The organism is Embleya sp. NBC_00888, from assembly GCF_045207655.1.
Classification (GTDB): Bacteria; Actinomycetota; Actinomycetes; order Streptomycetales; family Streptomycetaceae; genus Embleya.
The window spans coordinates 890780-910991 of the sequence record NZ_CP108784.1 but is presented as its reverse complement, the minus strand read 5'-3'; the positions used below and the strand labels follow the sequence as shown (position 1 = coordinate 910991).

Sequence of the window (20212 nt, the reverse complement as noted above, 5' to 3'; positions counted from 1 at the left end):
CGGATCAGTCGGTGCGGCCCGCCGCGAACCGCCGTTCGGCGTCGCGCAGCATGCGTTCGCTGGACAGGCGGTCCTCGGCGGCGGCCCACAGTCGCAGCAGGATCTCCCGATAGGCGTCGATGTCCGCGCGCCTGCTCAAGTACGTGGCGCTGTTGGCCTGTTCCAGGTAGATCATCTCGCTCGGGCCGCCCGACGCGAAGCGCAGATACGTCATCGGCGACGGCGGCGTGATGCTGGCGGCGCGGTCGAAGCGTACGACGCGGATGTTGATCCGATCCCGGGCCGACTCCGCCAGCAGGTGGCGCATCTGCTCGGCCATCACCTCCGGGCCGCCGACCGGGCGACGCAGGATGCCCTCGTCCAGCAGTGCGGTCAGGTCCGGTCGGCGCTCGTCCGCGAGCAACGCCTGGCGCCGGCACCGCAGGTCGATCCGTCGCTCGACCTCCTCGTCGTCGGCGCGCGGCAGCCCGGTGCGTACGATCGCGCGGGTGTACGAGGGCACCTGCAACAGGCCCGGGACCACGTGCACCTCATAGGTGTCGATCTTGGTGGCCGAGTCCTCCATGCCGATCAACCGTGCCAACCAGCCCGGCATCACGTCGCTGTAATGGCTCCACCACGCCCGCTCCAGTGCCTTCTTGAGCAACTCCTCTATCTCGGAGAGGGATTCCTCGTCCCGCACCCCATAGAAGTGGACCAGGTCGAAGACGTCCCGGGCGCGTGGCGGGCTCTCGCCCCGCTCCAGACGGCTGATCTTGGACATCGAGGCCCGGATCGCCTCGGCCGCGTCCTTGAGCCCCTTGCCGTTGTCCAGGCGCAACTTGCGCAGCGTGGCCCCGAGCACCTTCACGGCCGCGGCCGGATTGCTCTGCTGGGTCAGTGACACCACGGGTGCGATCGACGGGGCGCGGGCCGGGCGGTCGGCGGACATACGGGCTCCAGGAATGGACGTGTCGACGCACGCCATTATCGCGAGTCGAAACCCGCCTGTCCGTCGATCCCACCGCCGAGCCCGGCCCGGACCGTCCCCCTACCTCGCCCGCACCGCCCGCGCCTCGCCCGGCCCGGCCCGGCCCGGATCAGTCGATCGGGGAATCGACCCCGCCGTTCTTGGCACCCGCGACGAACGCGGCGATTTCCGCCCGCGCGTAGACCAGAGCCGGTCCCCGCGCGCACCGCGAATCGCGCACCGCGACCTCCCCGTCGGGCAGCACGGCGAGTTCGACGCAGTTGCCCTCGGCCGTGCTCGCGCTGCTCTTCACCCACGTCACGGACCCGAACGAGTCCGCCGGATCCCCGTTACCGGCACGCATGCTCATCACCCTTTCCGATCCCGCCCGATCGCGACCCGCACGGCGCGATCACGGACGCGACAGCCGTCTCGCAAAACCACCTGCATTTGCATCATGGAACCGAGCGAACGTCCAGTCACGGGAAACCGACCGCGAAGTCCCCCGAAAGAGTGCCCGATCCGGGCCGGCGCAGACGCCCGAAGTCGCGCCCGGTCCCCCGGTCGCGCGCGCCCCGAACGAACCGCCCCGTACCCGGGGCGCCCACGGCAACCGACCCGACCCCTCGAAACCGGTCTCCGGGAGACGGATCCGGCCGAAATCAGAGGGTTGACCGGTGCTCGGAGCGAACTTGGGATTTGTTCAACACACGGTCACAAGATCCTTGCGCGCAGTTGGCAATCGGGACTTGTGGCCCGCCGCCGCAATGGCGTAACAAGGAACCCGCTGATGGTGTGACACAGCTGATCGGCGTGCCCCACGCCGCGGTTCCGCGACCGCGGAACCCGACGGGGAGGGGCCGCGCGGCACGACCGGAACCACCCACGCACGGCTGGACAGGCGGGACGTCCTCCCACGTCCCGGAACGTGACACACCGCTCCGGCCCCGCGGGGAGCCGCCGGCGGCGTCCCCGACGAGCAACGCTGTGCCCACTTTCCCCGCACAGCGCCGCGGTGGGGGCCGCGCCCGGGGGAAGGGACGCTTCAGTGGAACCGGAGCGGGTATCCGAACTTTCCGATCTGCTCGCGCACGCGCGCGCTTCTCGCACCGGCGCCGGCGGGCGCGCCGTGATCATCAGAACCCCGTCCGGCATGTGGTGCCGCGAACTGCTCGTCGAGTTCACCGACCGGCAACGCCGCGCCGGCGCCGCGCCGATCCTGGTCTCGTGCCAACACCGCGACGCGGACCAACCTTTCGCCGCGCTGCGCCAGTTGCTCACCGGCCTCGACGACGCCGTGGACACTCCCGGCGACTCTCGCTTCGACGAACTGCGCCGGGCCCTGCCGCACGCCGTCCCCGACAACGACCGGCAACTGTTCGACGAACTCTACGAGGCGCTGCTGCCCGCAGTGCGCCGCTGCCCCCGGGTGATCGTCGTCGACCACGCGCAGTGGATGGACGACGCCTCGCTGCGGTGGTTCGCGCACCTGGTCCGCCGACTGTCCCGACTGCCGCTGCTGGTGGTGCTCGGCGTACGCGTCGACGACGACCTGCCCGCGCGGGACGCGCTCGAGGACATCGGCGCCCAGGCCGCGTGCCACGTGGCCACGCTGCGCCCGCTGTCCGTGCACAGCGCCCGCGAACTCGTGCAACGGGCCTACGGCGGCCGAGCCCCCGACGAACCGTTCGTACGGCTGTGCCACCAGGTCACCGGCGGCGTGCCCGAATACCTGGCCCGGCTGGTCGACACCCAACTCCAGGCCGGATTGCCCCCGGAACTCGGGCCCACCCGCACCGGGATCCACGTCGACGGCAGGCCCCGGCCGACCCGGGCCGATCACCTCCGCCGCATCGCCGCCCGGATCGAGGCCGCGGCGGTGACCACCCGGCTGGCCCGACAATCCGAGCGGGTCCGCGCGCTGGCCCAGACCGCCGCGTTGTTCGGCGACGGCGCCGACCTGGACATCGTCGCCGACCTGCTGGGCACCGGCCCGGACCGGCTGGACGGCCCGCTGGCCGAACTGGTCCGGATCGGCGCGCTCCGCCGCGCCCCGGTCGGCAGCCGACTGATGTTCCGCACCCCCGAACTGCGGGACGCCGTCCACGACACCATCCCGGAGAAGCTGCTGCGCGACCGACACCTGCGTGCCGCCCGGCGCCTCGGCGACTATGGCGCGCCCCCCGTGCGCGTCGCCGAACACCTGCTGCGGATCGACACGCTGGACGTCGACGACCACGCGTGGGCTGGCGCGGTGCTGTACGAGGCGGGCCGCACCGCGCTGGAGGCGGGCGCGACGCTGCGCTGCGCCGAGTACGCCCGGCGGGCCCTGCGCGACGACCCGGCCCCCGAACACCGGGCCCGTCTGCTTGTGTTGCTCGGGCGGGCCGAGGTGCCGACCGCGCCCGAGGCCGCCGCGCGGCACCTGGAGGAGGCGCTGCGACTGCTGACCGACCCGGCCGAACGCGCCGAGGCGGTGCTGGAGTTGTGCCACGCGCACGTGCTGCGCCAGGGGGACTGCGTCGAGTCGGTGATGCGGCCGGCCCGCAGCACCGCGTCGCGACTGGGCGAACTGGCCGAGCAGGACTGCCCCGACCCCGACGTGCGGCTGCGCCTGCGCGCCGTCGTCCACCAGGGTGCATCCCACGGCGGCCGGCCCACCCGCGAACTGCCGCACGGCACGGACTCGCCGGTGGACTTCACACGAGTCACCGGAGTCACCGCCGGCGAACGCGAACTGCTCGCCGCGTTCGCCTCGGACAGCGCGTGCCGGGCCGAACCCAGCTCGGTGGCGCTGGACCTGATCGAACGCGCGCTCTCCGGCGAAGCGCCGCGCGGCAGCGCCTCGGCCCTGCTCCTGCTGCGCAGTGTCGTGGTGTTGGCCTGGGCCGGACGGCTCGACGAGGCCCGGGCGTGGGCCGCGGGCCTGACCGCGACCATCCCGATCGGGCCCGCCCACTCGCGGATCGGCCTGCCGGCCGTGGTGGCGCACTGCCTGTGCGCGGACATCGCGCTGCGGGCCGGCAACCTGCCCGAGGCGCTGTCCGAGGCGCGCACCGCGAGCCGACTCGCGCGCGGCCCCGAACTGTCCGCCCTCGCCCAACCGACCCGGGTGCAGTTGGCGCGCATCCGGGTGATCCTGGGACAACACGACGCCGCCGCCGCGATGTTGCGCGGATCCCTGGGGGTACCCCGGGCCCGGGCCACCGCGCTGGGCGTGCGCGGGCGATGTCGGCACGCGATGGGGGACATCCGAGGAGCACTGACCGACTATCTCGAATGCGGCCGACGACTGGCCGAACTGGGCATCGTCAACCCGGCGTTGAGCGACTGGCGGGGCGGCGCGGCGCTGGCGCTGACCGAGCTGGACCGGCGCGCCGAAGCGGTGCCGCTGCTGGACGAGGGTCTGGACATCGCCCGGCGCTGGGGCGCCGCTGCCACCATCGGTGAGGCCCTGCGCAACCGGGCGCGGATCGAACCCCCGCGCGCCGCGTCCCGACTCCTGGAGGAGTCGGTCGCCGTCCTCGAACACTCCGGCGCCCGCCTGCAACTGGCCGAGTCCCTGGTGGAGTCGGGCCGGATGTACGCGCTGGCCGGACAACCGGCGGCGGCCCGGCAGTCGTTGCGGCGCGGGATGGGCCTGGCCCAGGAGTGCGGCTGGGACCTGTTGGTCGAGCGGGCGCACAAGGACCTGCTGGCCTGCGGCGGCCGGCTGCGTCGCAGCAGCCTGTCCGGTCCCGGTTCGCTGACCCCCTCCGAACGCCAGATCGCCGAACTCGCCGCCGCCGGGCATACCAACCGTGCCATCGCCGAGTTCCTGTGCGTCACCCGCGGCACGGTGGAGGTGCACCTGACGCACGTCTACCGCAAGCTGGGCATCTCCGGCCGCTCCGCGCTGTCCACCCGGCTGGCCTCGAAGTAGCCGCCGACGCCGACCCGAGCCGGCCCGACCCGCGTCTCGACCCGAGCCGGCCCGACCCGACCCGACCCGAGCCGAGCCGAGCCGATCCGGCCCGACCCGAGCCGACCCGGGCCGATCCGTGCCTACGGCGCGCTTCGGCGCGGGCGAGACGCGGTGGGCCCGGCTCGGCGCACCCGCCCACTCACCGCGAAGCCCAGCAGCATGGTGAACCCGTCCAGTGCGACGAACCGTTCCCACGCGGCCATCGCCCTGGCGTACACGCCCAACCCCAGGGCACCTCGCTCGACCAGCGGGAGCAACCGTTCCGGGGACAACTGCGGCGCGAGCGCGCCCACGCCGCCGACCTCGTCGCTGGTGTAGGCGAACGGCCGTACGGTGACCTCCTCCAGGCCCGCCGCCCGCAGGATCCGCGGCAGCCTGCGGGCCACCAACCGGTCCCCGCCGTCCGCCGCCTGGGCCGAACCCAGCGCCCGGTAGGCCTCGGCTGAGAAGGCCGACATGTCCGGGTCGGCGCAGCCCCACAGCCCGGCGTCCACGTCGACGACGGCCAGCCGTCCGCCCGGCCGCAACAGACCCGCGAGGGACCGCGCGGCGCCGACCGGATCGGCCAGATGCTGGAAGACGTACCGAGCCAGCACCAGGTCGAACCCCGCCGCCGGCAACGGGGGTCGGGCCAGGTCGCCCGCCACGTAGCGAATCCCGTCGTCCGGCCCCTGCGCCCGGGCCACCGCCAACAGTCGCTCGTCCGCGTCCAACCCCACCACCCGCGTGCCGAGGTCGGCCAGTCGCGCCCGCAGCCGCCGGGTGACCGCTCCCGTGCCGCAGCCCGCGTCCAGCACCGCCCCGCCCGAGGTCGGCGCCCACTCGGCGAGCACCCGCCATTCATGCGCCCAGCTCAGCTCCGCCTGGGTCTCCAGCCGGCGTACCTCGGCCGGCACCCCGCCCCACTCGGCCTGCGGCCGATAGCTGCCGCCGGGGTGGATCGCGCCGCTCACCGCGAGCCGCCGTCCGCGAGCAGGTGCGGCGTCATCAGCAGCCCGTCCCGCGGGCGCAGCGTCACCAGCGCCTCCGGCACCACCGGATGGCCGACCACGCCGCGCAGTTCCAGCCGTTGCAGGATGGTGGCCAGTACCAGGATCGCCTCCGTGGTCGCGAACGACTGGCCGATGCACACCCGGGGCCCGCCGCCGAAGGGCACGTACGCGTGCGCGGGTCGCCCCTGCCGCGCGGTCGCGGTGAAGCGCTCGGGCCGGAACTCCTCGGGTGCGTCCCACACGCGCGGGTGCCGGTGCAGGGTCCACGGACTGATGCACACCAGCGTGCCCGCGGGCACCGTGAGTCCGTCGAGGACATCCTCCTTGTTCGCCCGCCGGGAGATCAGCCACACCGGCGGATACAGCCGAATCGCCTCCTCCAGGCACCGCCGGGTCAGATCCAGGCGCGGCAGGTCCTCGGCCCGGGGTGCCCGGCCACCGAGCACCTCGGCCAACTCCGCCCGGACCGCCGCCGCGTACTCCGGCCGGCGGTCCAACAGATGCACCGTCCAACTCAGCGCCTTGGCCGTGGTCTCGTGCCCGGCCATCACCATGGTCAGCACCTGATCGTGCAACTCGCGATCACTGAACGCGTCCCCGTGCGCGTCGCGCGCGGCGAGCATCGCGTCCAGCAGGTCGGCGGGCCGATCCGAGGGCGGTCCGGTGTAACGGCGGGCGGCCACCAGCATCCCGACCACCCGTTCCAGGAAGGTCTGCGCGGCAAGATACGACCCGCGCAGCCGGCGGAACGCGGCGTCGTCCACGACCGACGCGTTCGGCTCGCCGTCGAAGTGGCCGATGAAGCGGTTGATGTCGTCGACGGCACGCCCGAATCCGGGCCCGGCCGCCGTCAGATCCGCGCCCAGCAGGGCGTCCGCGACGATCCGCAGGGTCAGCGCGGTGAAGTCGTGGTCCACCCGCACCGGGCGCCCGGCCCGCGCGGCCTCGCTCCACGCGTCGGCGAGATCCGTGGCGGCGTCGGTCATCAGCGTGTCGAACGCCTCCACCTGCCGGGTCCGGAACGCCGGCGCGCACAAACGCCGTTGCCGCTCCCAGGTGGGCCCGTCGCTGGTCAGCAGGCCGGTGCCGAGCAGCGGAGTGAGCATGAAGTCGTCGGGCGTGCCCGCCTTCGTCCACGCGGTGTAGTTGTCCTTGAGGATGTGCCGGACCAGATCGGGGCGATTGACGAACCACACCACCTCGCCCCGGGTGCGATGGCTGCACAGGTCGCCGTACTCGGCGGCGAGTTCGGTGAGGAAGGCCAGCGGGTCGTCCCGGATGCCGACCAGGTCGAGTTCGTCGGCGGGCCCGGGTGGACGCCGGCGGACGGGGGATTCGGACACGAGGGACCTCCCGGAGCTGGACTGCGGATACCGGCGACGGACGCGAACTCGGCGACGAACCACTCGAATCAGGCCATCTGACGTTGCACCAGCCGGTGGAACAGCCCGTCCTCGTCGGCCAGCAACTGGTCCGGCGGTCCCTGCTGCACCACCCGCCCGGCGTCGAGCACGACGATGCGGTCGGCCTGCATCACCGTGGACAGCCGGTGCGCGATGATGATCCGGGTGGCGTTGAGCCGGCGGGTGCTCTGGGTGACCACCTCCTGCGTGCGGTTGTCCAGCGCGCTGGTCGCCTCGTCGAAGAACAGGATGCGCGGTCGGCCGATCAGTGCCCGGGCGATCATCAGGCGCTGCCGCTGGCCGGCGGACAGGGTCACCGCGCCGTCGTTGAGGACGGTGTGCATGCCCATCGGCATGCGACCCAGGTCGTCGTCCAGACCGGCCATCTCGGCGGCCTCCCAGGCCTCGTCGAGGGTGTAGTCGCGCAGTCCGCAGATGTTGTGCAGCACGCTGCCCGCGAACAGTTGGCCGTTCTGCAACACCACGCCGAACTGGCGGCGCACGGCCGCCACATCCAGCGACGCCAGGTCCTGCCCGTCGTAGAGCACCGAACCGGTGGTCGGCTCCTCGAAGCCGATCAACAACCGCAGCAGGGTCGACTTGCCGCAGCCGGTCGGACCGACGATGGCGACGAACTCGCCGGGACGGGCGCGCAGATTCACGTCCTCCAGCACCGGCGGGCTGTCCCGGTGGTAGCTGAACGACAACCGGCTGACCTCGATACCGCCGTACAGATCGCCGGGCGGCTGCTTGGACTCCAGGACCTCGGGCAGCGCCCGGAGCACCGGCTGCACGCCCTCGTACAGCGGAACCGCCGCGGCCACCATGGTCACGCTCGCGGTCATCTGCAACATCGAGCCGAGCATCAGGGTGAACGCGACGTTGAAGGACAGGAAGTCGCCGACGTCCAGTTGCCCGGAGGCCGGACCCGAGACCATCGCGAACAGCACCAGTGTGCAGGCGAGCAGGTAGGCCGAGTTGAACACCGTGACCAGGTTCTGCAGGCGGCGGGTGCGTACGGTCAGCATGCGGCCGCGGGCGAAGGCCATCGCCCAGAACGCGAACGCCCGGTCCTCGGCTGCGGCGACGCGCAACTTGGGGAGACCGGAGAGCAGTTGGAACATGCGGCCGGACAACAGGTGGTCCTCGGCCACCAGTTCGCGTTGCCAGCGCATCTGGCGCAGTCCGGCGACCGCGCAGACCGCGCCGCCCAGCAGTGCGAGCAGGCAGGCCACCAGCGCGAGCGGCACGCTGTAGAAGAACAGCAGGCCCAGATCGACCGTGAAGACCAGGAACGCGGGGACGAACAACGCGGTGACCCCGCTGAGGATCTCGCGCAATCCGCTGATGCCCATCGCGGCGCTGCTGAGCGAGCCGGAGGAGACGGAGGCGAAGAACCCGGTGGGCAGCCGGAGCAGCCGGTCCCACACGGCCGCCTGCGCGGACGCCTCGAACCGGCCCTCGATCCGCAGCAGGGACAGGTTCTGCACCGCGGAGAAGGCCGCGGCCAGCAGTGCGGACGCGATCAGGACGACGCACATCTGGGAGACCAGGACCCGATCACTCTGCGGCACGAACACGCCGAGCACCTTGCCGGTCAGCACCGGCACCAGCAGACCGAGCAGGGCCGCCGCCAACCCGCAGGCGAGCAGCACCAGCAGATCGCGTGCGCTGCCCCGGACGCCGAAGCGCAGCAGCGCGCCCCGGCCGCCGGGCTGCTCGGGCAGCGGCGGGTAGAACATCGTCGCGCGGCGCTCCAGCCTGTCCGCCAGCGCCCGGGTCACCGGCCTCCAGTCGGCGCCGGAGGAGTCGAGCAGGTGATAGCGCCGCCGCCGCCACACCAGCGCGACCGGGCGGCGGGTGTCCGGATCGTTGTCCACCGCGCGCACATGGCCGACCAGCGGGCCCGAGTCGGTGCGCCACCAGCGGTCCACCAACTGCACGTCGCGCACCCGGAAGCCGGAGGAGACGGCGATCCGCTCCAGCGGGTGCAGCCGGGCGTCGGAGGCCTCCGAGGTGCCCGAGCGGGTGACCCGGACACCGCCCGCCTGCCCGACCACCCGGGCCACCGCCAGGTAGTCGTCCTGATCGGCCGCGTCCAGGCCGGGCCGGTGGGCCGGCCGATAGGGGTCGAGCACCGCGCCCAACGCGCGCGAGGAGCGGCGCAGCGCGTCCGCGTCGACCAGCCGCCGGGCGTCCAGTTCCCGACCCGCGTTGCCGCGTCGGCCGCGCAGCCGCTCGTCCACGCGCTGCATCAGGGTGTGCTGATGGCGGGCCAGGTCGGCGGCGAACACCGCCTCCGAGAGCACGTCGCGGGTGCGGACCGCGTGCACGAACGCGCCGGCGGCGGAGTACAGCCAGTCGGCGGCGCCGATCGCGAGCCGGCCGCCGAACCCGACGGTGGGCACCGCCTCGGCATCGCTCGTGGCCTCGACGGCGGGCCGGTCCGCGCCGCCCGGTCCGCGCTCGTCGGGCTCGCCGGCGTCCTCGTTCGGCCCGCCGATGGCCACCGCGCCGGAGAGCACCCGTACCCACAAGGTGCCCTCGACCGAGCGGGCCGAGCCGCCGGCGGGCATCTCCGCGCCGTCGCCGGCCTCCAGGGCGGTGAAGGTACGCGGTGGCAGGCCCATCCGGACCGCGTCGGCCAGCGCGCCCAGGCCGCGGTCCAGGCCGGCCGCGAAACAGCCCGCGAACCCGTCGTCCCCGGCGGCGGCGCCGAGCACGTCGGTGAGCGCGGCGGTGCGCACGGCCCCGCCGGGCAGCGGTTTGCCCAGCATCGCGGTGCCGCCCGCCGGCACCCCGCACAAGGCCGTCCCGGCGCCCACCCGGCACAGGAACTGCCAGCGGCCGCCCTCCTCCTCGGTGGTGGCGAACACGTCCACCATGCCGGCGGTGACGAACCGCACCTCGTGCGCGCCGACCAGCGGGAAGGCACCGGCGACCTCCGGCCCCAGCCGGTCGCCCAGCGCGCGCAGGTCCAACGGCGTGTCGTCGGGCGGCTCGGCGGGCTCGAAGCCCTGCGGGGGCTCGGTCATCCTGCTTCCTCCATCGGGCGGTTCGCGGGCGGCGGGCAAGGCGTGCAGGCGACCTCCGGTGCCGGGGACGTCCCGGGCGGCGGGGACGGGCACGGCGTCGAAGGCGATGGGCCGGCCGAGGTGCGGGCGGAACCGCGCCTGGGCCGGCGCCTATTGGTCGCGGATGAGTTCGGCGTACGGCCCGGCGACGGCGGCCAGCGCGTGGTGGCTGCCGCGTTGCGCGACCCGGCCCTGTTCGAGCACGACGATCTCGTCGCTGTCGCGCACCGTGGACAGGCGGTGCGCGATGATCACGCACGCACAGCCCCGCCGACGCAGGTTGTCGTCGATGGTCGCCTCGGTCTGCGCGTCCAGCGCGCTGGTGGCCTCGTCCAGGACCAGCACACTGGGATTGCGGACCAGCGCGCGGGCGATCTCCAGGCGCTGCCGCTGGCCGCCGGAGAAGTTCTTGCCGCCCTCGGCCATCGGGCTGTGGATGGTGCCCGGGCGGGCCGCGACCACGTCGTACACGGCCGCGTCGCGCAGCGCGGCCACCACCGCCTCGTCCGGGATCGAGTCGTCCCACAGGGTGACGTTGTCGCGCACGGTGCCCTCGAAGAGGAAGATGTCCTGGTCCACGAACGCGACCGCGGTGCCCATCACATCGCGCGGATAGTCCCGTCGGGGCCGGCCGTCGAAGAGCAACTCGCCGCTCCACGGCTCGTACAGGCCCGCGATCAACCGGCTCACCGTCGATTTGCCGCTGCCCGAACCGCCGACCAGCGCGACCCGCTCGCCCGGGCCCACCCGCAGCGAGAAGTCGTCCAGGAGCGGTTTGCCCAACGGGCTGTAGCCGAAGGTGACATGGGAGAGCTCGACCCGGCCGGCGAGCACCGGGGTGGTGTCGTGCCCGTTCCCGAACCGGGCTCGGCGGGCCTTTTCGTCCTCCAGGAACTCCGGTGCGGGCGGGAACTTCTCGATGTCCTTGAGCCGGTGCAGGTCGGCGGTCACGTCCTGCAGGCGCGGCCCGAGGTTGGCGAGTTGGGCCACCGGCCGGCTGAACGAGTTGACCAGTGTCTGGAAGGCGACCAGCAGGCCGATCGACATGTGCCCGTCGATCGCCCGCAGTCCGCCGATCCACAACAACAGGCCGCTGTCCACCGCGGCCAGCAGCGGCGGGACCACGGCCAGGATCGAGGTGGGCGCGCCCAGCGTCTGCTGTCCGGACACCACCCGGGCCTGGAACCCGGCCCAGCGCTTGAAGTAGTCACCCTCGGCGCCGGAGGCCTTGAGCGTCTCGATCAGTTGCAGGCCGTTGTACGAGGCGGCGACCAGACCGGAGCGGTCCGCGCGCAGCCGGGCCACGGTGTCCGTGCGCATCCGCGAGACCAGCTTGAGCACCACGATGTTGAGCATCGCCACGCCCACCCCGACCACGGTGAGCTGCGCGTCGTAGGTCCACAACAGGCCCGCGTAGACCATCACCAGGAGCGTGCTGACCGCGGTGGTGGCCACGTCGCGGGACAGGATCTGCGCGATCGTGGCGTTCGAGGACACCCGTTTGCCGATCTCGGCGGGGCTGCGCTGGGTGAAGAACACCACGGGCAGGCGCAGCAGATGGCGCACCACGCGAACCGAGCTGCGGATCGAGGACGCGGACTCGACGCGCAGCAGGTGGGTCTGTTGCAGCATGGTCAGCCCGACCGTGACCACCGCCGCCAGCCCCATCGAGGCGAGCAGCGCGGGCAGGAACGAGTGGTCGCCGCCGGTGAGGACCCGGTCGATGTACACCCGGGTGAAGGCGGGCGTGGCCAGCCCGGGCAGGATCAGCAGCAGGCTGGCCAGCAACGCGAGCAGCAGCGCGCCGCCGCTGCTGCGATAGCGCGCCCGCAGGTCGGCGAGCAGTCGGGGCGAGTGCCCGCCGCGGCGGAAGTCCGGGCCGGGCTCGAAGGTGAGCACGATGCCGGTGAACGCGGCGTCGAACTCCTCGAGGGTGACCACCCGGCGGCCCTGCGCCGGGTCGTTGAGGCGCATCACCGGGCGGCCGAGCCGGCGGGCCGGACCCTCGTAGACCACGAAGTGGTTGAACTTCCAGAACAGGATGGCCGGTGGCCGGTCGCGCAGCAGCGCGGCGGTCTCCATCTGCATGCCGCGCGCGGTCAGGCCGTACGCGCGCGCGGCGCGCAGCAGGTTCGCCGCCTTGGCGCCGTCCCGGGAGACGCCGCACGCGTGGCGCAGTTCCTCCAGCGGCACGTGGCGCCCGAAGTGGGCGAGCACCATGGCCAGCGCGGCGGCGCCGCATTCGACGGCCTCCAACTGGATGACCGTGGGGGTGCGGACCGACGTCCGGCGTTCGCCGGACTCGCGGCGGCGTCTTTCCGGCTCGGCCGGGGCGGGCGGTCCGGCCGGTGCCCCGGCCGGCGGGGGCGAGGTGGTGGTCATCCAGGAAGCAGCCAATCGAGCGGGCGCTCGCCCGGCAGGCGGGCGAAGCCGGTGATGGGGGTCTGCGAGTCGATCCGGAACGGCGGACCGGACTTGTTGGTCCACCGATAGCCGCTGAGCGTGCGCGGATCGGTCTCCAGGTCGACGGTGACCCGGACCGCGCCGCCGGCGGACAACAATCGGGCCGCGGCCTGTTGGTCGCCGCCGAGGAAGTCGGTCACCTGTTGGGCGGTGTAGGGGAACTGGTCGATCGCGGTGATCCGGCCGCGCAGCAGCCCGAACGCCTGGGAGGGCGCGGACTGTACGGACACGTCCACCTGGGTGCCCGGGCGCAACATGCCGGCACTGCGCGGTGAGACGAACAGCGTGGCGAGCAGTCGGTCGTCGTTGGCGTCGGTGCGCTCGACGGTCATGAACGTGGTGCCCACCGAGATGTACTGGCCGCTGGAGACCAGGACGCCGATCACCCGGCCGGCGAACGGCGCGCGGACGATCTGGGTGGCGCCCTGCTGGTCGACCACGGACAACACCGGGGTGCCCTTGGGCACCAGCGTCGCCGAGTCCACGAACAGGTTGGACACCAGGCCGGTCTGCGGGCTCTGCACCCGCGAGACGCCCAATGGGTGGGTCAGGATGCCGGGCACCTTCACCTTGCGCGGGAGGGTGCCGGTCGCCGACCACCCGGCGGCGCAGCCGACCAGCAGGGCCAGGGCCAGCAGCAGGGCCCACGCGCGCGGGCGGGCCAAGCGGATCGGCGCGTCCAGTTCCTCGGGTGCCTTCAGCGCCTCCAGGGCCTCACGACGAAAGTGCATCGCGGCCTCCCGTCGGGCCCGCGCGCTCGGGGTGGTCCGGCTCGACCCGGCTCGGCTCGACGCGATCCGGCTCGATGTGATCAGGGTCGATGTGATCAGGGTCGATGTGATCGGGTTCGACGTGATCGGGTTCGACCCGGTGCGGCTCGGGGCCGATCGTGCCGAGCAGGAACTCGCCGACGCTGCCCTCGTGTTCCCACCGGTTGCCGGTGGCCAGCGCGAACATGTCGGAGTCGCCGCCGCCGAGCCCGCACGCGGCCAGGCCCATCGCGGTCGCCACCAGGTACATGGTCTGGTAGAGCACGCCCACGTGCTTGAGCACGAGCGCGTAGCCCATCGTCTGGTACTTCCACATCACCCGGCCGAAGCGCGCGCTCACCACCAGCACCACCTGCGGCGGCGCGGTCATCAGGGACGTGGCGCGGGCCACCTCGGACAGCCGGTGCACCGCCGGGCCGGGCTCGGCGACGCGTTCGAGGCGATGCTCCTGCGGGTCGTAGTGGTAGAGCCCGGGCTTGATGCCCTCGACGTTGTTGATCAGTGGGTACAGCTCCAACTCGTGGCAGCGCCCGCCCGAGGGGTAGGGGCGGTCGCCGATCTCCTGGCGCTCCTCGTGGAAGATCGCCCGGTTGCGGGCCGTGCGGTACAGGAACTCGCCGAGTCGGTCCAGGGTCAGCGGCGCCGCGTCGTCGTGCGCGCGGATCGAGCGGCGGCCCTCCAGCGCCTCGGTGAGGGTGGGGTCCGCGCGGCGCACCGCGTCCGGGTCCGGGCGCGGCAGGTCGATCGCGTCGCCGGGGAACGCCGGGCGTACCGCGGGCAGCGGCGGCGCCGAGGCGGCTCGCCAGTAGGTGCCGCCGTACGGCAGGTCGTGGCGTCCGGCGCGGGTGCGGCCGTGGAACCACAACTCGTGCGGCGACCACTGGGCCCGGTCCGGATCGGCGTCCTCGGTCTCGGGATCCACCAGCAGGCCGTGTCGGGCCAGCAGGTCCAGCGCGCGGCCGACGCCCGGTGGCGATTCGGCGGGCCGGTGCGGCAGGCCGGCGAGCAGCGCGGCCAGCGCCGGGTCGAGCAGGTCGGCGGCGACCGGGGCCAACGGCGACTCCAGGACGGTGTGTTCGCCGTCGCGGCGCAGCACCGCGAAGCGGGACAACCGCAGCCGGGTGCGGTCCACGGCCGCGGTGCCGCGCGCGGCCCGCGGCGCCGGCGGCGCGAGCGGACGCAGCGTCAGCAGGGGCCGGCCGGCCGCCTCCAGGCGGATGCTCAGCCAGCCGCCGGTGCGCAGCCGGCGCAGCAGCGTGGGCAGCTTGAGCAGCGCCGCCTCGCCCTCGCGCGCGATGACCACCTGATGCAGGTCGTCCTCGACGCACGGGTGGGCGGCGAGCAGCGCGACGGCCGCCGTGACGCCCGGCGTGAGCACGCCCAGTGCCAGCCCGCGCGGGCCGAGGAAGAGCAGCGTCGCGCCGTCCGCGGCGGTGCTCACCCGGGCGCCGGGATGCAGGGCGATGAGCTCCACCGGCGCGGACTCGGTGGGTGTGGCGACCGCCGCCGCGGGCGGGGTGCCGAGGCTGGTCATGGAACCTCCGGGGCAGGTCGGGCCGTACGAGGGCCGCGCCGGGGCGGGCGGTGCGGCCGGTCCGGGGCGCGAGGCCGGAGCCGGCCGGCCCGGGGCGCGGGACGAGGCCGCGCCCCGGGCCGCCCGGGTGCTCAGAAGAAGACGCTGTACGGGTTGAGCTCGGCCTCGGGTGTGGGCGCGTCGAGCCAGCCGAGCCGCACCGGCGTGTCGTACATCCGGCCCGGACCCAGGCGCCGCCAGAAGTGCCGCAGCCCCGGCACCATCACCTTGGCCACGTGCAACTCCAGGTCGGGCAGCGACTGGTCGAGCACGATCACCTCCAGGTCGACCGCGCGCAGCCGGTCCACCGTGTCGCGGATGTCGCGCGCGATGTCGCCGCTGTGCAGGGTGCCGTAGCCGGCCAGGGTGGTGGCCGGCAGGTGCGGCGCGGGCAGCGCCCACGGCTCGCGCTCGGCGGTGGCGGTGTGCAGCCAGGCCAGGGTGTGCGGATCGTCCTCCCAGTATTTGGTGGTGCCGTCCGGGTTGCGGTTGATCACCGCCGGGAGGAACTGGTTGACCTCGGTGAGCGCGCGCAGCACCGCGATCCGTACGTCCAGGTGCGCGCCGAAGCCCAGCAGGATGTCCTCCACCGGGTGGTCGGTGCGCCGCGAGACCGCGGCGAACGTGGGCACACCCAGGTCGGTGGTGATGTCGACGACCTCCAGGGTGCGCTGCATCCCGGCGTAGAACTCGCGCAGGGTGTCCACGTACGGCTCGCGCAGCGAGTCCAGGTCGAAGCCGGGGCGCAGCGCCCGGTTGTACCACCACAGGCCGACCGCGTCCCGCTCGCAGCTCTCGAACAGGCCCTGCATGATCGCCTCTTCGAGGGTGTTCCCGGAGGCGTTGCCGTTGCCGTCGCTGAAGCAGAAGAAGTGCTCGTGCAGGTCGGGGTGGCCGAACCAGGAGTAGCCGGCCGGCACCAGGCGGGGCCGGTCCCCGGTCAGCGACCACGCGCGGGACCACTGCAGGCGCCGGTCCTCGTCGAAGCGCTCGGGCACCAGGTGCAGCCGCCCGGCCGACTCGCGGTTCCAGCTCTCGCGCGTCTCGTACTGGCTGTCGGAGTACAGCAACAGGTCGTAGGGGTGCACGGCCAGATCCGGGCCCAGTTCGGCGAACGAGCCCGGCTCGGTGGTGCGGTCCTCGCGCCATACGCCCGAGTAGCGCTCGATCGCCTCGCAGACCCCGCTGACCCGCGCCTGGACGTCACTGCGGCCCTTGCCGCCGCTCTGCCCGCGCAGGTTGCGTCGCAACATCGCGATGTTGTGCCCGGGGACCGCGAAGTTGTGGCTCGCCGAGTAGCTGAAGGTCACGCCGTTGTCGACGTCGTTGAGCAGGCGCAGCGAGCTGATCGCGCCCAGCAGCCGGCTGATGTGCTTCTCCAGGCGCTTGAACGTGTCGTCCGGGCGCATCGTGCGGTGGCCGCCCTCGTCGTCGAACACCACCGGCTGGTCAACGAGTTCGATTCTGGGGTCGCGGTCGAGCAGGAGCGCGGGGTCGCCGCAGGCCGGACACTGGGGTTGGCGGATCAGGCGGTGTTGTTCCAGGCGCCGGCCGGCGACGTGCAGGGAGACCAGGACGCCCTCGTGGTCGGAGCGGCCGGCGGCCAGCAGTTCGGCGGCGGCCGCGGCGACCAGGTGCGCGGACAGGCCCACCGACCACGCGGTGGCGGCCAGCGACGTGCGGATCGGCTCGTCCGCGACGGTGCCGTCGTCGCGCCGTCGCAGGAAGGTTTCCACCTGCTGGTTGCCGGCCAGCCGGTGGGCCAGGCAGTGCCAGCAGCCGGTCTTCCCGGGTACCAGGTAGGGGCCGGTCCACACCTCGGCCCCGGTGGGCTTGGCGAGCAGCCACGGCAGCCCCTCGGCGCGCAACCGGGCGTCCATCGCGTCCAGTCGGGGGTCGAGGTAGTCGTCGGTGAGCACCACCGTCAGGTCCGGTCCGCGCCGTCCCTCACTCGTCCCGGCGCCGACCTCGGCCGGGGTCACCGGGGTCACCGTCGCGCCGATCTCGCGCAGCGCGGCGACCACGGCGGCGGCGTCCACCGCGCCCAGCGCGGCCACCTCGATCCGGGCCTCGCCGAGTCGGCGCAGCGCCGTCGCGGCATCCAGTCCCAGGCCCTCCCAGGCCGCGGCGGTGGCCCGGTCCTCGCCCACCGCGCCGTCCACCAGGTGTCCGAAGCGCTGGAACTTGGAGACGGCGAAGACGACTTCACCCATGGTGAAGCGTTCGGCCAGCTTCTCGGTGATCTCCGCGATGGTGTGCGTGCCGTCGAGATACGGCAACACGGCGGTGACCGCCTTGCCCTGCACGAGGTAGTGGCCGTCCTCGCAGACGAGGAAGACCCGGTCGGGACCGAAGGCGCGAGCGACGAGATGTGCCTTGAGACGAGGCAGGTCCACGAATTCTCTCCCGGCGTAGTCGAAATTCCACGAGCGGCGTCGACGGCTGCTGCCGGTAATTCTTAGCCGCCGCCGATACGCCCGGACAAGGTCGTTTCGGCGATTCCCCGCTGTTTCTCCGGTGGTCGCGCACTCGGGTATGGGGGTGCCCCTCGGATCCCTATCGGGGGGTGCCGCCTAACGTTGGGGGGTGTCTCGATTAGCCTCCCGGACCGGCACTTTGACCTGCGGGAGGCGGGCGCCGGGATGCGGGGGAGGGGCGCCGTAATCATGGGCTCGGGTAATTATGAATTCGGGCATTGACGGGCCGTCGGCCGCCTCCGCATGCTTCCGGTATCGCAGCCGACGTCGATCCGAAACCGGCGTGAACAGGCGCCGAGCAGGTGGGGCGTCGTAATTTCGGACCGATTCGAATCGGCGTGGAATTCGCTGCACGACCCGAAGTCGGACCCCATGAAGGAGATTCGCATGGACCCCAGGGACAGGGCCGCGTTCGTCAGGTCCTACACGAAGGTGTTGACCGCGGCCTGGTCGGACGACGAGTACGCGGCCCGGCTCGAGAACGACCCGCGCTCCGCGCTGGCCGAGCACGGCCTCGAACTGCCCGCCGGCGCCACGGTGCGCATCGTGCGCAACCTCGGCGGCGAGCCGGACCTGGACAGCCAGGTCGAGCTGTGGGAGAGCGGTGCCGAGAGCAACTCGTACGAGCTGCGGGTGCCCAACTCGCCGCAGATCGAGCTGCGCGAGCTCTCCGAGGCCGACCTCGAGTCCGTCGCCGGCGGCGGCCTGGACTCGCCGCAGAACCCCGACGACACCACGTACTGCTGCTGCTGTTCTCCGTGCTGCTGCTGCACCTGATCCGCAGCGCACCCGACCGACGTCGCGGAGAGGAAGGCTCGCATGGAGCCCAGGGAAAGAGCCGCGTTCGTCGGCTTCTACGCCAAGGTGCTGACCTCGGCGTGGTCGGACGACGACTACGCGGCCCGCTTGGAATCGGACCCGCGAGCCGCCCTCGCGGAAATGGGCTTCGAGCTACCCGCCGGTGCCACGGTCAGCATCATCCGTGAGGCCGGCGGCGAGCCCGACCTGGAGGCCCAGGTGCACGCCTGGGCGGAGGGCGCCAAGACCGGTCGATACGAACTGTGGGTGCTGGACTCGCCGTTGCTGGAGACGCGCGAGTTGTCCGAGGCCGACCTGGACTCGGTCGCCGGCGGCGACGCGTACAGCTGTTCCTGCTCGCCGTGCTGCACCAGCACCTGATCGACGCCCGATCGGCCGGGTGAGCACCGATCGGCGCCCGATCGAGTGCCGATCGGCCGCACCCGCACGCGATCGCCCGCACCCGCGCCCGATCGCCCGCACCCGCGCCCGATCGGCACGTGGGGGACCGCCTGATCCACCGCTGTCCGTACAGCCGGTTCCGGCGCCCCGGGAGTCGTCCTCCCGCGGCGTCGGAACCGCCCCGTTCCACCGACCCGAGGCGGAGAGAGATGCCCGGACCAGCCGCGCCGGATGTGCGCGCACCGCGCCCCCTCCCGGTGCGCGTCACCTCCACGCCCGGCGACGCCCGCCGGGCGGCCTCGGGCGTTCGCCGCCGGCTGGCCACGCTGGTTGCGGCCGTGCTGGTCGCCGGCGCCGTGCTGGCCGGCTGCGGGGACACCCCCGCCGACCCCAAACCGGCCAAACCCCAGGGTGCCGCGCCCCCGGTGGGCGTGGAACAGGCCACCCGGCTGCTGCACGAGTACGCCGCGGCCAACACCCGGATCAACGCGAGCCTGGACCCGGCCGCGGTGGACGCGATCGAACTGCCGCCCGCCTCGACCGGCAGCAAGGCCGGACTCCAGGTGGCCAAGACCCAGGCGGTCGTGGTGCCCACCACCGGATACGTGCAGCCCAGGTTCGTCTTCCCCCGACTGACCGGCTATCCGAAGTTCTTCGTCGCGATCACCCAACTGCTCCAGTCCGACACGGTCTCCCCCTCGCCCAAGTACCTGCTGTTCGTGCAGGAGCGCGAGGACGCGCCGTGGAAGGTCGCCTACTACCCGTTCGTCACCGACCGTTCCGAGATCCCCGAACTGGAACAGGACGCCACCGGCGGCGCCCCGGCGGTCGCCGATACCGCCGGTCTGCTCGCCGACCCGGCCGCGCTGGGGCGCGCGTACCAGGACTACGCCCAGGGCAAGCGCGACCCCAAGGTGCCGCTGTCGCCGACCAAGACGCTCACCGGGCAGCTCACCGGCGGCTGGACCGCCGGAGTGCAGGCGCTGCGCGCCAAGGGCGCCCTGCTGGAGCGGGTGATCCCCACCGACGCGCCGCGCTACCCGACGTTCCTGCTGCGCACCCGCGACGGCGGCGTGCTCGCCTTCACCGCCGTCCAGGTCCGGGACACGATGACCGCCTCCGGCGGCAAGGACGGCGTACCGCTGGACGCGGGCAGCCGCGAGGCCGCGCTCGCGGGCAGTCCCGAGGGAGCCCGCGCACCGCAGTACGTGGTCGACCGCCTGGTGGTCTCGCTCAGCCACATCCCGCCGGCCGCTGCCCCGGGCACCGGCGTGCAACTGATCGCCTACGGCGACTACGCCCTCTCCGTCACCTGAGCACCCGCCGGTCCGTCCGCTTCGTCACCGA

13 protein-coding genes are annotated in these 20212 nt (G+C 73.1%); 4 read left to right on the top strand and 9 right to left on the bottom strand.

Annotation, left to right across the window (positions count from 1 at the left end; translation table 11 throughout):
* Positions 1–4 precede the first annotated feature (4 nt).
* Both OG948_RS03545 and OG948_RS03540 read right to left on the bottom strand, forming a co-directional pair.
* Entirely contained in the window at positions 5–931 is a 927-nt protein-coding gene (locus OG948_RS03545; RefSeq protein ID WP_406293751.1) for a Scr1 family TA system antitoxin-like transcriptional regulator, read from the bottom strand.
* A 148-nt stretch (positions 932–1079) separates the two neighbouring features.
* Positions 1080–1319 carry a DUF397 domain-containing protein gene (locus tag OG948_RS03540; protein ID WP_406293749.1) on the bottom strand — a complete coding sequence of 80 codons (240 nt, stop codon included), beginning with the start codon at positions 1317–1319 and terminating at the stop codon, positions 1080–1082.
* A 558-nt stretch (positions 1320–1877) separates the two neighbouring features.
* Between OG948_RS03540 and OG948_RS03535 the strand changes: the two genes are divergently transcribed.
* On the top strand, positions 1878–4871 hold the full coding sequence (locus OG948_RS03535) for a LuxR C-terminal-related transcriptional regulator (RefSeq protein ID WP_406293747.1): 2994 nt from the start codon (positions 1878–1880) through the stop codon (positions 4869–4871).
* Positions 4872–4993: 122 nt separating this feature from the next.
* On the opposite strand, the gene OG948_RS03530 is transcribed toward OG948_RS03535, so the two are convergent.
* The 7 genes from OG948_RS03530 to OG948_RS03500 all read right to left on the bottom strand — a co-directional run bounded on the left by OG948_RS03530 (position 4994) and on the right by OG948_RS03500 (position 17584).
* Positions 4994–5866 carry a class I SAM-dependent methyltransferase gene (locus OG948_RS03530; RefSeq protein WP_406293745.1) on the bottom strand — a complete coding sequence of 291 codons (873 nt, stop codon included), beginning with the start codon at positions 5864–5866 and terminating at the stop codon, positions 4994–4996.
* The gene (locus OG948_RS03525; RefSeq protein ID WP_406293743.1) at positions 5863–7248 is read right to left on the bottom strand and encodes a cytochrome P450; all 1386 of its coding nucleotides are present in this window, start codon (positions 7246–7248) and stop codon (positions 5863–5865) included. Before OG948_RS03525 ends, OG948_RS03530 begins: the two co-directional genes overlap by 4 nt.
* 68 nt (positions 7249–7316) lie before the next feature.
* A complete protein-coding gene (locus OG948_RS03520) occupies positions 7317–10343 on the bottom strand; it encodes an NHLP bacteriocin export ABC transporter permease/ATPase subunit (RefSeq protein WP_406293741.1) in 3027 nt (1008 codons plus the stop codon).
* A gap of 150 nt (positions 10344–10493) precedes the next feature.
* Entirely contained in the window at positions 10494–12764 is a 2271-nt protein-coding gene (locus OG948_RS03515) for an NHLP family bacteriocin export ABC transporter peptidase/permease/ATPase subunit (protein WP_406293740.1), read from the bottom strand.
* The gene (locus OG948_RS03510) at positions 12761–13576 is read right to left on the bottom strand and encodes an HlyD family efflux transporter periplasmic adaptor subunit (protein WP_395868014.1); all 816 of its coding nucleotides are present in this window, start codon (positions 13574–13576) and stop codon (positions 12761–12763) included. Before OG948_RS03510 ends, OG948_RS03515 begins: the two co-directional genes overlap by 4 nt.
* Positions 13560–15149 (bottom strand): SagB family peptide dehydrogenase, encoded by a 1590-nt coding sequence (locus tag OG948_RS03505; RefSeq protein WP_406293739.1) that lies wholly within the window; start codon positions 15147–15149, stop codon positions 13560–13562. The genes OG948_RS03510 and OG948_RS03505 overlap by 17 nt, the downstream gene beginning before the upstream one ends.
* 131 nt (positions 15150–15280) lie before the next feature.
* Entirely contained in the window at positions 15281–17584 is a 2304-nt protein-coding gene (locus OG948_RS03500) for a TOMM precursor leader peptide-binding protein (protein WP_406293738.1), read from the bottom strand.
* A gap of 468 nt (positions 17585–18052) precedes the next feature.
* On the opposite strand from OG948_RS03500, the gene OG948_RS03495 reads away from it, so the two are divergent.
* The 3 genes from OG948_RS03495 (at position 18053) to OG948_RS03485 (ending at position 20181) form a co-directional block, all read left to right on the top strand.
* Positions 18053–18442 (top strand): hypothetical protein, encoded by a 390-nt coding sequence (locus tag OG948_RS03495; protein WP_406293737.1) that lies wholly within the window; start codon positions 18053–18055, stop codon positions 18440–18442.
* A 42-nt stretch (positions 18443–18484) separates the two neighbouring features.
* Positions 18485–18844 carry a hypothetical protein gene (locus tag OG948_RS03490; RefSeq protein ID WP_395868007.1) on the top strand — a complete coding sequence of 120 codons (360 nt, stop codon included), beginning with the start codon at positions 18485–18487 and terminating at the stop codon, positions 18842–18844.
* Positions 18845–19074: 230 nt separating this feature from the next.
* Entirely contained in the window at positions 19075–20181 is a 1107-nt protein-coding gene (locus OG948_RS03485) for a hypothetical protein (RefSeq protein WP_406293735.1), read from the top strand.
* Positions 20182–20212: the final 31 nt, after the last annotated feature.